Source organism: Pseudomonas sp. MS01C9 (assembly GCF_058202755.1).
In genome coordinates this window covers 1,518,606-1,532,955 of sequence record NZ_CM177073.1, presented here as the reverse complement: position 1 = coordinate 1,532,955, position 14,350 = coordinate 1,518,606, and the positions used below count along the sequence as shown (strand labels likewise).

14 protein-coding genes are annotated in these 14,350 nt (G+C 62.3%); 10 read left to right on the top strand and 4 right to left on the bottom strand.

Features of this window, described 5'->3' with window-relative positions:
* The first annotated feature begins 83 nt into the window (after positions 1–83).
* The 8 genes from AC1M7R_RS07080 to AC1M7R_RS07045 all read left to right on the top strand — a co-directional run bounded on the left by AC1M7R_RS07080 (position 84) and on the right by AC1M7R_RS07045 (position 8,005).
* Positions 84–557, top strand: a complete 474-nt coding sequence (locus AC1M7R_RS07080) for a GspH/FimT family pseudopilin (protein WP_072398602.1) — start codon at positions 84–86, stop codon at positions 555–557.
* Entirely contained in the window at positions 554–1,012 is a 459-nt protein-coding gene (gene pilV, locus AC1M7R_RS07075) for a type IV pilus modification protein PilV (protein WP_072398603.1), read from the top strand. The genes AC1M7R_RS07080 and pilV overlap by 4 nt, the downstream gene beginning before the upstream one ends.
* Positions 1,009–1,722 carry a PilW family protein gene (locus tag AC1M7R_RS07070; protein ID WP_072398604.1) on the top strand — a complete coding sequence of 238 codons (714 nt, stop codon included), beginning with the start codon at positions 1,009–1,011 and terminating at the stop codon, positions 1,720–1,722. The genes pilV and AC1M7R_RS07070 overlap by 4 nt, the downstream gene beginning before the upstream one ends.
* 11 nt (positions 1,723–1,733) lie before the next feature.
* Positions 1,734–2,213 carry a pilus assembly PilX family protein gene (locus tag AC1M7R_RS07065; protein ID WP_072398605.1) on the top strand — a complete coding sequence of 160 codons (480 nt, stop codon included), beginning with the start codon at positions 1,734–1,736 and terminating at the stop codon, positions 2,211–2,213.
* On the top strand, positions 2,200–5,304 hold the full coding sequence (locus tag AC1M7R_RS07060) for a pilus assembly protein (protein ID WP_072459675.1): 3,105 nt from the start codon (positions 2,200–2,202) through the stop codon (positions 5,302–5,304). Before AC1M7R_RS07065 ends, AC1M7R_RS07060 begins: the two co-directional genes overlap by 14 nt.
* A gap of 9 nt (positions 5,305–5,313) precedes the next feature.
* Positions 5,314–5,715, top strand: coding sequence for a type IV pilin protein (locus AC1M7R_RS07055; RefSeq protein ID WP_490610316.1), 402 nt, complete (start codon positions 5,314–5,316; stop codon positions 5,713–5,715).
* A gap of 53 nt (positions 5,716–5,768) precedes the next feature.
* Positions 5,769–6,869: a glycine oxidase ThiO gene (gene thiO, locus AC1M7R_RS07050; RefSeq protein ID WP_072431998.1), complete on the top strand. Its 1,101-nt coding sequence runs from the start codon at positions 5,769–5,771 to the stop codon at positions 6,867–6,869.
* Positions 6,870–7,639: 770 nt separating this feature from the next.
* A complete protein-coding gene (locus tag AC1M7R_RS07045) occupies positions 7,640–8,005 on the top strand; it encodes a DUF6124 family protein (protein WP_072398609.1) in 366 nt (121 codons plus the stop codon).
* Between the two features lie 98 nt (positions 8,006–8,103).
* Here the strand turns inward: AC1M7R_RS07045 and AC1M7R_RS07040 are convergent, their stop codons facing one another.
* From AC1M7R_RS07040 to AC1M7R_RS07025, 4 genes are all read right to left on the bottom strand, one after another.
* Entirely contained in the window at positions 8,104–9,450 is a 1,347-nt protein-coding gene (locus AC1M7R_RS07040) for a sigma-54-dependent transcriptional regulator (RefSeq protein WP_072398610.1), read from the bottom strand.
* Complete coding sequence (locus tag AC1M7R_RS07035) at positions 9,447–11,036, bottom strand: sensor histidine kinase (protein WP_072431995.1); 1,590 nt, start codon at positions 11,034–11,036, stop codon at positions 9,447–9,449. Before AC1M7R_RS07035 ends, AC1M7R_RS07040 begins: the two co-directional genes overlap by 4 nt.
* Entirely contained in the window at positions 11,026–11,259 is a 234-nt protein-coding gene (locus AC1M7R_RS07030) for a PP0621 family protein (RefSeq protein ID WP_072431994.1), read from the bottom strand. Before AC1M7R_RS07030 ends, AC1M7R_RS07035 begins: the two co-directional genes overlap by 11 nt.
* 126 nt (positions 11,260–11,385) lie before the next feature.
* The gene (locus AC1M7R_RS07025) at positions 11,386–12,402 is read right to left on the bottom strand and encodes an outer membrane protein assembly factor BamD (RefSeq protein ID WP_072398613.1); all 1,017 of its coding nucleotides are present in this window, start codon (positions 12,400–12,402) and stop codon (positions 11,386–11,388) included.
* Between the two features lie 150 nt (positions 12,403–12,552).
* Here AC1M7R_RS07025 and rluD point away from each other — a divergent pair, with 150 nt between their 5' ends.
* Both rluD and pgeF read left to right on the top strand, forming a co-directional pair.
* A complete protein-coding gene (gene rluD, locus AC1M7R_RS07020) occupies positions 12,553–13,515 on the top strand; it encodes a 23S rRNA pseudouridine(1911/1915/1917) synthase RluD (RefSeq protein WP_072398614.1) in 963 nt (320 codons plus the stop codon).
* Positions 13,512–14,237, top strand: a complete 726-nt coding sequence (gene pgeF / locus AC1M7R_RS07015; protein ID WP_072431993.1) for a peptidoglycan editing factor PgeF — start codon at positions 13,512–13,514, stop codon at positions 14,235–14,237. Before rluD ends, pgeF begins: the two co-directional genes overlap by 4 nt.
* Positions 14,238–14,350 lie beyond the last annotated feature (113 nt).

Below are 14,350 nucleotides of genomic sequence, written 5' to 3'. Positions count from 1 at the left end.
CGCCACAGGTCGGTATTGGGCACAGGCGGTGGTTTGTTCTAGCGTGTACAAGCAGGTATAGCCGACGGCAACGGAGGGCATCGATGGATCTTCGTACAAAAGGTTTCACGCTGGTGGAGGTGCTGGTGGCCCTCGGTGTGCTGCTGATCCTGATCACCCTGGCGGTGCCTGCCTTCACTGGCTCGATGCAGGGCACCAAGGCCGATACCGAGATCGGCGATCTGCGTCGGGCGCTGAACTTTGCCCGCATGACCGCGATCGACCGTGGCACCACGATACGTATCCGCCCCACGGTGCAGGGGAGTGTCTGGAGCGGCGAGCTGGCGGTGTATGACAGTACTGGCACGCCGGCCAATGTATTGCGGGTTGTTCCAGCGATGAGCAGCGGCGCGACTCTGACGCTAACCTCAGAAGTGACCGGCATCGATTTCAACAACCTGGGCGGCTTGGCGGCACCGACCACGCCGGTGAGTTTCAATTACGTACGAGGGGCGCAGAGCAGGACGCTGAGTGTTTGCCTCAATGGACGAATCGTATTGGGTGGAAGTTGCGGATGAAGGGTTGCAGTAAAAGGACACAGGAGGGCATGACGCTGATCGAGGTGTTGGTGGCGATGCTGATCCTCGGCATAGGCTTGCTGGGCGCGGCGATGATCCAGCTCAACGCACTCAAATACACCGACAGCTCGCGCATGACCAGCCAGGCCAGTTTCATCGCCTACGACATGCTGGATCGTATCCGCGCCAACGCCGGCGCCGACTACACCGTCACGCCACCCACCTCGCCCAATCTCAACGTCGCCCGGGACCAGGATCTCTACGACTTCAAGACCAATATCACCAGTTTCGGCGGCGCCACGGCCACCGGCACCATCGCCCTGAACCAGCGGGTCTACACCATCACCATTTCCTGGGACGATGCCCGGGCCGCCAACACCAGCAACGCTGCCGAGGCACGGCGCAGCTTCGTGCTGACCAGCCGCGTCGCCGTCGACCCGGTGGCGACGCCATGAACAACCGTTGCCGGGGCTTCGGCCTGATCGAACTGATGATCGCGCTGGTGCTCAGCCTGATCATCGTGCTGGGTGTGGTGCAGATTTTCATTGCCGCGAAAAACACCTATGTCAGCCAGAACGCAGCAGCAGTCATGCAGGAAGATGCACGGTTCGCCCTGAGCAAGATGCTCCAGGAGCTGCGCATGGTCGGCATGTTCGGCTGCCTGGGAAGCATTACCGACGCCTCGTCCGCGGGGGATTTCAACGCCAGCCAGGTCACGCCGATCCGTTGGGACAACGCCAATCTCAGGATGACCCTGGTCACGGCGGATGTGGGCAGCAACGCAGGGGTGCCGACCTGGACGGTCGTTTCCGATTGCCGCACCAGCGCGACCGCCTACACCGGAGCCCGGGCGCCTGCGGCCGGGCAACTGGCCTTTCCCATACGCCGGCTGGTCTACAGCTTCAGCAATAACCAGTTGTTGATGGGCACGGGCGCCGGCAACCCGACCCTGGCGGTGCTGGTGGACAACGTGCGGGCGTTCAACGTGACCTTCGGCGTCGCGGGCAGTTCGACCGACATCGCGGCATCGAGCTACACCGGCAACCCGGCGGATCCGGCCCTGATCCGCAGCGTGCGCCTGACCCTGACGCTGTACGACCCGAAGAACAACGTGCGCGACCAGACCTTCAACGTGGTTGCCGCTTTGCGCAATCGGCTTTTGTGAGGGCGGCGAGAATGAATCCGAGATCCAATGGGCACCGTCAGCGTGGCATGGCCCTGCTGGTCAGTCTGGTTTTCCTGCTGCTGCTCACGCTGATCGGCTTGTCGTCGATGCAGAGCGCCACGCTTCAGGAAAAAATGACCAACAGCGTCATGCTGCGCAACCAGTCATTCCAGACGGCCGAGGCGGCGTTGAGGATGGGGGAGAGCGCGGTACAGGCCGAGACGTATTCGCTTGCGGTCTGTACCACTGCCACCCAATGCGCGCCTCCGGCCGAGTCGGCGACGCTCACGGCAGCCGGGCGCAACTCCTCGTCGGGAGTGACCTGGGTCGCCGCCGCTGGTGGGTTCTACGGTGTACAGAACATCGGCACCACCCTCACGGCGGTCAACGTACCGAGCAACACGTCGGCGACGCTGTACCGGATCACGGCGGTGGCCGTGGCGGGAAATAACCAGCGCAGCGTGGTGGAGAGCATCTATGCGAAATATTGAGGCGCTCCGGGGCTGGATGCAGTTGATAGGGGGGGCGCTGCTCAGCCTTTACCTGGCGGCGCCGGCCTATGCGTTCACGCCCTCGGAGTCGCCGCTGTTGAGTGCGGCTGCGGTTACGCCGAACGTGATGCTGCTGATCGACGATTCGGGAAGTATGAACAACATCATCTGGGCGTCGGGGTTCGATCCAACGGCGGCGCAACCGCGCACGTTTGCATGCAACTCCAGCAGCAGTTGCAATGACAGGTACGAGCTGGACCTGGACGATTCGAACATCCTGCTAGTGAGCCTGTTGCGCGGTGGCTGCTCCTCCGGTTGGTACGGCTTCTATCGTTCCACCATCGGCCGGGTCTGTCTCCGGCTCCCGGATCCGGTAGGCGGTGGCAATACCCGCTATACCGCCAGATACCTGGCCTATCTCGTGACCCTGGCCAACGGTTCGAGCCGGGACTTCACCACAGGCTCGATTCCCACCGACTATCGGATAAACGTGGCGCGCGACGTTTCCAATGATCTGGTCGCCGGCAACCGGGCCTTGCGCATCGGCCTTGCCACGTTCAATCCTCCCAACAGCGGCAACTCAGGTCCGGGCGGTTACATCGCCCGGGCCATCAGCGACCTTTCACCCGTCAGCGGCAGCGTCACCCAGACCCAGGCCAATGCCAACTACAGTGCCCTGGTCACCGCCATCAATGCCCTGGGAGCCGTCGCGAATACGCCGTTGGCCGAGAGTTATTACGAGGTCACCCGTTACTTCAGGGGCATGGCGCCGTATTACAACGGCACGCCCAGTACCTATACCAGCCCGATCCAGTACCGCTGCCAGAAAAACTTCGGCGTGGTGATCACCGACGGCTTGCCCACCTATGACCGGACGTTTCCCACCAACGATCCCCTGGGCGGCTCACGCTTGCCGAACTGGGATGGCATCGGCACCAACGATGGCGACAATCCCAGTGGCGACGCCGAGGGCGACACGCTCTACCTGGACGACATCGCCAAGTTCGCCTTCGATATCGACATGCGTGCCACCGGTACCGACGCCACCGGCAAGAGCTGGAACTCGACGGACTTTCCCCGGCAGTACCTCAACACCTATACCGTCGGTTTTGCCGTCAATAACCAGATGCTGTCCGACGCGGCCCGTTATGGCGCGGGCCGGTATTACCCGGCGTCCGATAGCGAGGGTCTGAACTCAGCCCTGTCATCGGCCCTGAGCGATATCACTTCAAAGGCCGGCTCGGGAGGGGGCGGCGCCGCCAACAGCGCCACGTTGTCCAGCACTTCCAGTTTCTACCAGACCACCTACGACCCCAAGGACTGGCGCGGCACCATCCGGGCGTTCGGCTTCACTTCGGCAGGTACCGTCAACACGGCAGCGGTGCAATGGACCACCGATACCGCCATCGTGCCCGGCGCCACCGCCCCGGTCTATCAGTCCTGGAACAGTGCGACCAACACGCCGGTGACCCTGGCCTATGGCAACTTCTCACCGGCCCAGCAGACCAGTCTCAGCCAGAACCTGCCCACGGGCATCACCGGCAACGACCTGGTGGAGTGGAGCAAGGGGGTCAACAAGACCGGCCTGAAGGTGCGCAGCGCGTTGCTGGGGGACATCATCAATTCGCCCCTGGTGCTGGCATCGCCCAATGACCAGACCGCCGCGGACCTGCTGAACGACACCAGCTACAGCAATTACCTGACAACCAAGGCGACGAACATGAACGCCAGCCTGGCGGTGAATGCCAACGACGGCTTCTTCAGTGTCATCAACAGCACCAACGGGACTCGGCGCTACGCCTATATGCCTTCGAGCGTATTGCCGTCCCTGCAATTGATCGCCAATACCGGCTACATCAATGGTGTCAGCCACAAATTCCTGGTGGACGGGCAGATCGGGGTATTCGATACGCAACTGGGCAGTGCCTGGAAGACCGTCGCCGTGGGAGGGACGGGGGCCGGGGGCAAGGCGTTCTTCGCCGTGCAACTGTTCGACGCGACGGCCGGCAACACGATCCGGGCGTTGTGGGAAATCAGCGCCCCGGCCATCGCCAATACGGCCAACGTCTTCAACGACCTGGGCTATGCCTACGCGCGCCCGGAGGTCGCCCGATTGGCGGATGGTCGCTGGGCCGCGTTCATCTCCAATGGCTACGGCAGCCATTCCGGCGTGGCCGCGCTGTATGTGGTGGATATTCGCGACGGCTCGTTGATCAGGAAGATCGTCATCAACAGCAGCGAGACCGATAACGGCCTGTCTTCGGTCAAGCTCCGGGTCAACTCCCAGAATGTGGTTCAGGCCGCCTACGGCGGCGACCTGAAAGGGCGCATGTGGAAGTTCGACCTCAGCGGCACCTCCCCGACCACCTGGGGCCTGGCGTTCGCCGGCCAGCCGTTGTTCACCGCACCGGGTGGCGCGACCCAGCCGATCACGGTTCAACCCTTGCTGGCGGACAACCCCCAAGGCGGCGTCCAGGTCTTTTTCGGTACCGGCAAGTTCAACGAGGCAGTGGACAAGCTCAACAAGGACCTGCAGGGCTTCTACTCGATCTGGGACGCTCCCGGAGGCACCGGGCAGGTCACCGTGTCGAACCTGCAGGCCCAATCGATCACCGGGGTTTTTTCAGGCAGCACAGGGGGGCAATTCGTGACCACCAGCCAGACCAACGTGGCTTACCCGGTGCGCAAGGGCTGGTACCTGCCCTTGGTGTACAACAATGCGTTGACGGGGGAGCGAGTGATCAATCCGGCCAACCTGGTACTCGGACGCGTTGTGTTCACCACCGCCGCAGTGGACACCACCGACCCCTGTGCCAGCTTCGGTACTGGCAAATTGATCGAAGTGGATGCTTTCAACGGTAAGATGCTCAACTATGCGGTGCTCGACACCAACGGTGACGGCATGCTCAACAGCCTCGACACGATTTCCGCCGGGGTGGTCTTCACCGGTGGTATCCCGACCTTGAGTGCCGTCGTCAGTGCCAACGGCGCCACCAACATGGTCGTGAACGACTCCGGCGGCGGTATCACCGACCTGCTGGGGAAAGCCGTTGGCGGCAGCCGCCGCATCATGTGGCGGCAAATACAATGAGGGATAGACATGCGCAGAGCCAACCGGGGTTTCACCTTGATCGAAATCATGATCGTGATCGCCATCATCGGTATCGTGATCACCGTCGGTTATCCGAGCCTGACCGAGTACATGAAAAAAGGCCGTCGCGCCGAAATCGCCGGCCTGCTGTCGGAACAGGCGCAGATCCTCGAACGCTACTATTCGGAGAACAATGTGTACACCAATGCCACCGGGCTGAGCAGTGGCAATGATTTCTACACCATCACCCAGACATTGGCGGACCAGAGCTTCACCCTGACCGCCGTACGCAAAAGCGGTTCGTCCATGGCCACGGACAAGTGCGGTGATTTCACGATCAACAACACGGGCGCCAGGGGCATGCTCAACGCCGCTGCCGGGTTGACCGCCAAGGATTGCTGGGGCCGCTGAGTTTTTTATCCGGGCGCTCTGCGGCGCTCCTGTCTTATGAGTCGAATCGGAACATGATCAGGCAACAACAAGTGGTGGTTGTCGGCGGCGGAGTCATTGGCCTGCTGACGGCGTTCAATCTGGCTTCGGAAGGCCAGCGCGTGGTCCTGCTGGACCGTTCCAGTGTCGGCCAGGAGTCGTCCTGGGCTGGTGGCGGTATCGTGTCGCCGCTGTACCCCTGGCGCTACAGCCCGGCGGTTACGGCGCTGGCGCATTGGTCGCAGGATTTTTATCCACAGCTGGGGCAACGCTTGTTCGCAACTACCGGAATCGACCCCCAGGTGCATGTCACTGGCCTGTATTGGCTGGACCTGGACGATCAGGACGAAGCGTTGGCCTGGGCCGGGCGGCAAGGACGTCCGTTGCGGGCTGTGGACATCTGCGCCGTCCATGATGCGGTTCCGGTACTGGGGGCGGGTTTCTCCCGGGCGATCCATATGGCCGACGTAGCCAATGTGCGCAATCCACGGCTGGTTAAATCCCTCAAGGCCGCCTTGCTGGCGTTGCCCAACGTCACCCTGCATGAACAGTGCGAAGTCAGCGGCTTCATTCGTGACGGCGGGCGTGTCGTCGGGGTGGACTGCTCGGCGGGGCAAGTGCGTGGCGACCAAGTGGTGCTGGCCGCCGGTGCCTGGAGCGGTGAGTTGTTGCAGACGCTGGGATTGAAGTTGCCCGTCGAGCCGGTCAAGGGCCAGATGATTCTGTACAAATGTGCGTCGGACTTCCTGTCCAGCATGGTTCTGGCCAGGGGCCGTTATGCAATCCCACGTCGCGACGGGCATATCCTGGTGGGCAGTACGCTGGAGCATGCAGGTTTCGACAAGACTCCCACCGATGTCGCGTTGCAGAGCCTCAAGGCTTCGGCAGAGCAATTGATTCCGGGGCTGGCAGATGCCGAAGTGGTCGGCCACTGGGCCGGGCTGCGGCCTGGGTCGCCGGAGGGGATTCCCTATATCGGTGAAGTCCCGGGGGTTGCCGGCTTGTGGTTGAACTGTGGGCATTACCGCAACGGGTTGGTATTGGCGCCAGCATCGTGTCAGCTGCTGGCGGATGTGATGCTGGGGCGTGAGCCGGTGATTGATCCTGCGCCGTATGCGCCGGCGGGGCGGATGTAGGGGCTTGCGGTTGTACTCCGATCCAATGTGGCAGCGAGCCTGTTCGCGATGGCGTCCTTGCAGTTGGTCAGTTTTTTGACCGAGTACATATCCATTGCTGCGGTAACGGCCACCTATGGTTTCGCCCTTACGGCGACCTACTTTCTTTCAAACGCCAAAGAAAGTAGGCAAAGAACGCTCCGCCCCAGCGTACGGCCCCTCGCCAAGGCTCGGGGTTCCTTCGCTCCGGCATTCATCAGGGGGGCATCGGCTCCGGTCCGCTGCGCTTGACCTCCACTCGATGGGTTCGACTGCGTCGAACGGCGCTGCGCGCCATCCCCCTGATGAACGCCTGCGCTCAGCCTGCCGAAGGGGCGGAAGATCAAAAGCCGCGGCGCCGCTTATAGCTCGACACGGCTCTCGAAAGCGTACACAGACCCATTGTGGGAGCGAGCCCTGCTCGCGATGGCGGTGGATCAGTCGATGCAAATGCTGAATGACAGACCGCTATCGTCGGATCGCCGCCCGGAGCAGGCTCGCCCCCACGAGGATTGACGTTGGCTGAGAAATAACCGGCCGCCGCAGAGTTGTTGTGAACCAGCTGACAGCTGTTCGAGATTTGTGGGAATGGTCGGACAACGTCCAAGCTGAAGCTGATTTTTCCGACGAGCTTTGGCGGTTGCCGGGTGGGAAGGCTTATCGCTAACCTTTTTCGGTCGCTGCCAATTCAGCGTCCGGGCGTCGCGGTCTGTCTAAAACTTGGTAATCCATTTTCTTGTTGGAGTACCGCAATGAGTGACAAATCTCAATCACGTTCAGAAACCAACAACGCTTCTCCCTGTTCCAGCCTTAATCCAGAAAAGCTCGATGAAGCCGCCAAGCGCGCCCTCGACTATTACCTGACCCCTGCACCTGAAGTCAAAAAGAAGCCAGCCTCAAACCAATTGTTCACCGTCGTGGAGGGCGTAGACGCCGAATGTCTCCTCGCCAACCTGAGCGAAACCCTGGCATCCGCCAACGCAACGCTAAGCGACCTGGCTTTCGAGCTTGATGGTTCGCGCCGGCATGTTGCCCTGGGTGTGCAGCAACTGATCGAGCTGAGCGAATTGCTGGCTAATCGAGTGTTGGATGAGCGGGTGCCGGTGGCAGTGGATTAGAGGAGATGTTGCAGCTCAGTGGAGCTGCAAGGCAACACAAGATCTGTGGCGAGGGGATTCATCCCCTCGCCACAGGGGGCAGCATGGCTCTTGGTTGATCAATCCAACCCCAACTTCTTCAACCGGTACCGCATCGACCGAAACGACAACTTCAACCGCTGCGCCGCCGCCGTGCGATTCCAGCGGGTTTCCTCCAGGGCCTGGAGGATGACTTTGCGTTCGACGTCCTCCAGATAGTCTTCCAGGTTGTCGACCCGCATCAGATCGGGGTTGGTGGTGTCGGTGATTCCATTGCCTTCGGCCAGGCGTAGGTCGCCGGCTTCGATCTGTTGGTGCTCGCAGAGCGTATAGGCCCGTTCGAGCATGTTTTCCAGCTCTCGCACGTTACCGGGGAAGCGGTAGTTTCGAAGGGCCTCGAGGGCTTGGGGATGGAGCCTGGCGGCTGGGTTGCCGGTGGTGGCAGCCAGGCGCTGGAGCATGTGGTTGGCCAGCGGTTCGATGTCTTCGCGGCGTTCGCGTAGGGGCGGGACACGCAGTTCGATGACGTTCAGTCGATAGTACAGGTCCTGGCGAAAGCGTCCGGCGGCGACTTCGGCGTCCAGGTCCTTATGGGTGGCGCAGAGGATGCGGACATCCACCACTTCCTCCTGCTGTCCGCCAACGGCGCGCACGGCTTTTTCCTGGATCGCCCGCAGCAGTTTGACCTGCATCGCCAGAGGCAGGTCGGCCACTTCATCGAGAAACAGGGTGCCACCATTGGCGGCTTGGAACAGGCCGGGCTTGTCCTCGATGGCGCCGCTGAAGCTGCCTTTTCGATGGCCGAAAAACTCGCTTTCCATCAGTTCTGTCGGAATGGCCCCACAGTTGACTGGCACGAAAGCCTGGCTGGAGCGTGGCCCTTGCTCATGGATCAGGCGCGCCACCAGTTCCTTGCCGCAACCCGATTCCCCGCTGATGTAGACCGGTGCCTGGCTGCGGGCGAGTTTCTCGATCTGTTTGCGCACATTGCGCATTGGCGGAGAGTCCCCCAGCAGGCAGCGTTCGATGGTGGCGGTCGGGGCGGCGACTGTCGGCAGGCGCAGGGCGCTGGCGACCAGTTCCCGCAGCCGGCCCAGGTCCACCGGCTTGGTAAGAAAATCAAAAGCCCCTGCCTTCAAGGCGTCGATGGCTATTTCCAGGCTGCCATAGGCGGTGATCATCGCCACTGGCAATTGGGGATAGCGCTGCTGGATGTGCTGTACCAGCTCCAGGCCCGTGCCGTCGGGCAGGCGCATGTCGGTCAGGCACAAGTCGAAGGCATCGCTCGCCAGCAGGGCACGGGCCTCGGCAAGGTCCCTGGCGCTGCGGGTGTCGAGTTTCATCCGTCCCAGGGTGATGTCCAGGAGTTCGCGGATGTCCGGCTCGTCATCGACGATCAGGATTCGTTGCCGTGAGCGTGTATTCAAATCTGTTTCCGTCCATGAGCAAAAGTGATGCGAAAGCAGCCGCCGCCTTGGCGTGGTTTGAAGTCTAGGCGGGCCTGGTTGCTTTCGCACAGCTCACGGGACAGGTAGAGCCCAAGGCCGGTGCCCTGGCTGCTGGTGGTAAAGAAGGGTTCGAACAGGTGCGCCTGCTGGTCCGGCGTCACGCCGGCGCCGTTATCGATGATGTCCAGGGTGGGCAGGTGGCTGTGAGGGTCGATGAACAGATTCAGCCAGGCCTCGGCCTGTTCATGAAGCTGCGCGCTGTGGCGCCAGGCGTTGCGCAGCAGATTGTCGACCACTTGGGTCAGCTGATCCGGATCCATGAGCGTGGTGTAGTCGCCCGGCTCTATGCTCAGGTGCAATTGCTGGTATGCGGCCGCGCTTTGGCGCGCCTGCTGGACAAACTGGTCGAGCCAGGCGCGAAGATCCAGCCGTTGGGGCGTGGTCTGCTGGCGGCGGGAAAGCTGCAGGACGTTTTCGATGACGCGGTTCATTCGCTGGGAGTGATCTTGAATAATCTGCGTCAGACGCCGGTCTGCGTCGTTCAGTTCCTCGGATTCGCGCAGCAATTGCGCCGCGTGGCTGATGGCCCCCAGGGGATTGCGGATCTCATGGGCAATACCGGCGGTGAGGCGCCCGAGGGAGGCGAGTTTCAGTTGCTGGGCCTGCTGGGCCACCTGGGCCAGGTCTTCGAGGAATACCAGAATCTGATGCTGTTCGTTGTGCCCCAGGGCGATGAAGCTCGGTTGCAGGGTCAGGCCCGTGCCGGCGATGGTCAGGCTTGGCGGACGCAGGCTGGGGTTGTTCTGCCACAGCAGCAGACGCTCGACCAGGGCCGTGGAGTAGTCGTCGATGGGCTGGCCGATCAGGTCGTGCATGCCCAGCAGGTTCAGCGCGCTTTCGTTGGCCAATTGCACCCGCCGCTCACGGTCCAGGACCAGGATGCCGGTGCGCATGCGTTGCAGGATCAGCGCGTTGAGCGCTTCGAGGCCGATGACTTCACTGGCGCGCTGCTCGGCCAGGGTTTCACTGGCTTCCAGGCGCCGGGTCAGGCCCTGCACCAGCAGTGCTGCGGCAAAGCACAGCGCTCCCAGGGTGCCGGCCTGTAGATAACTGCTGGGACGGTTCGAATCGCTCAGGCCGAGAAAAAACGTCGAACTGACGATGCCGAGGGTGGCGACGGCCGCGATCAACAGGCCGATGCGGCCTCGCAGCAGCGTATTGCCGATGGCCACGGAAACGATGAGCAGGTTGCCGACGGCGCTGGGGGCGCCGCCTGCGGCGAAGAACAGCCATGAAAGCAGCAAGACGTCGGTCAGTGCCAGGCCGAACAGCCGGGCAGGGCGCCGAGTGTTTTCAAGAAACACCACCAGCAGGATGTTCAGGACCAGATACAACCAGCTGCCGCTGCGCAGCAGGTCGTCGCTGGCGAACTCCAGCAGGCGGTTATCCATGTTGCTGGTAATCAGTAGCACCAGCGTGATGCCGATGCTCAATCGGTACAGGTGATACAGGCGCAGCAGGCGTTGCGTCTGCTTGACGCGAGGGCTCGCTGTCTCAGTGGTCACGAGGACCTGGGCCTTGCTCGAGATGAGCCTGGCTGCAATACCACTGTTGTTCGAGGGCCAGCGCCCGGTCCCGGGGCAGGTGTACGCCGCAATGGGCGCAACGAACCATGGGGGAAGGGTCCCGATCCTGGGTGGAACGCGACGAGCGGGAGCCGGACTTCATCCCGCGAAAGATCCATATGGCGGCGGCGACAACGGCGAACAAGATCAATAAACGAAGCATGATGGGGAGCTTTCTGGCAAGTGATCCGGCAGTTTAGCCAAAGGACTGGAGCGGCGCACAGCGCAATAAAGTCCAGGCACAAAAAAAGGAGACCCGAGGGTCTCCTTTTTTGCCGGCGCGTTAGCGTCAGTCGAACAGACCGAAGGTCATGTAGCTGAACCAGGATCGGTCGCTGGACTCGCTTTCGGGCTCTTCTTCCTCGATCACGTCGCCATTTTCGTCCTTGGGCTTGAGCTCGTTGGGGATGGCTTCCTTGGCGTCCTGGAACTGGCGCTGTACGTCCTGGTTGGCGCGGGTTTCGCCCGGCGGCAGGGGCGGACGGGACTCGATCAGGCCCAGTGTCGCCTTGCTCAGCCACGAGCGGTTGTCGGCTTCGTCGACCCGCGGGGTGAACTGGCCGTCGACCAGGGAGGGGTGATCCGGATAGTTGAGCTTGAGGGTTTCCAGGCTGGTGGCTGCCAGTTCGTCCAGGTGCAGGCGCTGGTAGGCTTCGGTCATCACCGCCAGGCCGTCGCCTACCGAGGGGGTTTCCTGGAAGTTTTCCACCACGTAGCGGCCACGGTTGGCGGCGGCGACGTAGGCCTGGCGGGTCAGGTAGTAATCCGCCACATGGATTTCGTAGGCGGCCAGCAGGTTGCGCAGGTAGATCATGCGCTGCTTGGCATCGGGCGAATAACGGCTGTTGGGGAAGCGGCTGGTCAGCTGGGCGAACTCATTGTAGGAGTCGCGCGCGGCGCCCGGGTCACGCTTGGTCATGTCCAGCGGCAGGAAGCGCGCCAGCAGGCCAACGTCCTGGTCGAAGGAAGTCAGGCCCTTGAGGTAGTAGGCGTAGTCGACGTTCGGGTGCTGCGGGTGCAGACGAATGAAACGCTCGGCGGCGGATTTCGCAGCTTCGGGCTCGGCGTTCTTGTAGTTGGCGTAGATCAGCTCCAGCTGGGCCTGGTCGGCGTAGCGGCCGAACGGATACCGCGATTCCAGCGCCTTGAGCTTGGCGGTGGCGCTGGTGTAGCTGTTGTTGTCCAGGTCGTTCTGTGCCTGTTGGTACAGTTCGACTTCGCTCAGGTTTTCGTCTACGACTTCCTTCGATGAGCAAGCGGCGGTCAATGCGAGGATGGCGATCAGCAGCAGGTGTTTCACTTGCATGGCGGCTTGCGTCCCTATGACGGCCGCTGTCTTGGGCGGGGCCGTCCTGTTATGATGAGCGCCCCGTTGAAAGCCTCGGGGCAAAAGACGCCGTATTTAACCACAAGCGCGCAGCCGAAACCAAAGGCTGTGCCGACGCCCAGTCCGAGCATGTCCGATAAAATAGAACTTCGCGCAGAGGTGCCGTCCGAAATGGGCGGTCAACGCCTCGATCAAGTCGCCGCCCAACTCTTCGCCGAGCATTCGCGCTCGCGCCTTTCCGCCTGGATCAAGGACGGCCGCCTGACGGTGGACGGCGCGGTGATCCGCCCGCGCGACATCGTCCATGGTGGCGCCATCCTCGAGCTGACGGCCGAACAGGAAGCCCAGGGAGAATGGGTCGCCCAGGACATCGCCCTGGACATCGTCTACGAAGACGATGACATCCTGGTGATCAACAAGCCTGCGGGCCTGGTGGTACATCCGGCGGCCGGCCACGCCGATGGCACCCTGCTCAACGCCTTGCTGCACCACGTGCCGGATATCATCAACGTACCTCGCGCCGGCATCGTGCACCGTCTCGACAAGGACACCACCGGCCTGATGGTGGTGGCCAAGACCATCCAGGCACAGACACAGCTGGTTGCACAATTGCAAAGCCGCAGCGTCAGCCGTATCTATGAATGCATCGTGATCGGCGTGGTCACTGCCGGTGGCAAGATCAATGCGCCCATCGGTCGTCACGGCCAGCAGCGCCAGCGCATGGCGGTGATGGAAGGTGGCAAGCCCGCAGTCAGCCATTATCGCGTGCTGGAACGCTTCCGCTCCCACACCCATGTACGGGTCAAGCTGGAAACCGGCCGCACCCACCAGATCCGCGTGCATATGGCCCACATCAACTTCCCGTTGGTGGGTGACCCGGCCTATGGCGGTCGTTTCCGCATTCCCCCAGCCGCCAGCATGACGATGGTCGAGTCTTTGAAGAACTTCCCGCGCCAGGCGTTGCACGCGCGTTTCCTGGAGCTGGATCATCCGACCACCGGCAAGCGCATGAGCTGGGAGTCGCCGTTGCCGGATGACTTCGTCTGGCTGCTGACCTTGCTCAAGCAGGACCGCGAGGCGTTCGTCGGATGACCGACTGGCTGATACCCGACTGGCCTGCACCGGCCGGGGTAAAGGCCTGTGTGACCACCCGAGCGGGCGGGGTCAGCCTGGCGCCGTTCGACAGCCTCAACCTGGGCGATCATGTCGGCGACGATCCCGGGGCCGTTGCCGAAAACCGTCGTCGCCTGACCCAGCGCTTCGCCATCGAGCCGGCCTGGTTGCAACAGGTCCATGGCATTGCCGTGGTCGAGGCCGACCCGGCCCAGGTGGCGACCGCCGACGCCAGTTGGACCGCTACGCCGGGTATCGCCTGCGCAGCGATGACTGCGGACTGCCTGCCGGTGTTGTTCTGTGACCGCGCCGGTAGCCGCGTCGCGGCGGCCCATGCCGGTTGGCGCGGGTTGGCGAGCGGCGTGCTGGAAGCCACCCTCGACCGCTTCCAGGAGCCATCCGAGGAAATACTCGCCTGGCTCGGCCCGGCCATCGGTCCACAAGCCTTCGAAGTCGGGCCGGAAGTGCGCGAAGCCTTCGTCGCGCAACTGCCCCAGGCGACGCAGGCTTTCGTGCCCAGCCATAACGCCGGCAAGTTCCTGGCCGACATTTATGAGCTGGCGCGCCTGCGCCTGGCGGCGCGCGGTGTCACGGCGGTCTACGGTGGCGGCCTGTGCACCGTGGGCGATCCACGCTTCTTCTCCTACCGCCGAAATCCGCGCACCGGTCGTTTCGCCTCCCTGGTCTGGCTCGAACGCTAGAATTCTCTGATCTGCATCAACAGCGCACTGCTTGAATCTTCCAGAATCGTCCACATCTATAACGGTATCTGGCAGGTTTCTTCATTCAGGATGTTTTTCGGTCCGGCCTGCTC

Excerpts from the sequence above, each read along its gene's own strand:
- AC1M7R_RS07080 (WP_072398602.1), top strand. The coding sequence starts at position 84 with ATGGATCTTCGTACAAAAGGTTTCACGCTGGTGGAGGTGCTGGTGGCC.
- pilV (WP_072398603.1), top strand. The coding sequence starts at position 554 with ATGAAGGGTTGCAGTAAAAGGACACAGGAGGGCATGACGCTGATCGAG.
- AC1M7R_RS07070 (WP_072398604.1), top strand. The coding sequence starts at position 1,009 with ATGAACAACCGTTGCCGGGGCTTCGGCCTGATCGAACTGATGATCGCG.
- AC1M7R_RS07065 (WP_072398605.1), top strand. The coding sequence starts at position 1,734 with ATGAATCCGAGATCCAATGGGCACCGTCAGCGTGGCATGGCCCTGCTG.
- AC1M7R_RS07060 (WP_072459675.1), top strand. The coding sequence starts at position 2,200 with ATGCGAAATATTGAGGCGCTCCGGGGCTGGATGCAGTTGATAGGGGGG.
- AC1M7R_RS07055 (WP_490610316.1), top strand. The coding sequence starts at position 5,314 with ATGCGCAGAGCCAACCGGGGTTTCACCTTGATCGAAATCATGATCGTG.
- thiO (WP_072431998.1), top strand. The coding sequence starts at position 5,769 with ATGATCAGGCAACAACAAGTGGTGGTTGTCGGCGGCGGAGTCATTGGC.
- AC1M7R_RS07045 (WP_072398609.1), top strand. The coding sequence starts at position 7,640 with ATGAGTGACAAATCTCAATCACGTTCAGAAACCAACAACGCTTCTCCC.
- AC1M7R_RS07030 (WP_072431994.1), bottom strand. The coding sequence starts at position 11,259 with ATGCTTCGTTTATTGATCTTGTTCGCCGTTGTCGCCGCCGCCATATGG.
- AC1M7R_RS07025 (WP_072398613.1), bottom strand. The coding sequence starts at position 12,402 with ATGCAAGTGAAACACCTGCTGCTGATCGCCATCCTCGCATTGACCGCC.
- rluD (WP_072398614.1), top strand. The coding sequence starts at position 12,553 with ATGTCCGATAAAATAGAACTTCGCGCAGAGGTGCCGTCCGAAATGGGC.
- pgeF (WP_072431993.1), top strand. The coding sequence starts at position 13,512 with ATGACCGACTGGCTGATACCCGACTGGCCTGCACCGGCCGGGGTAAAG.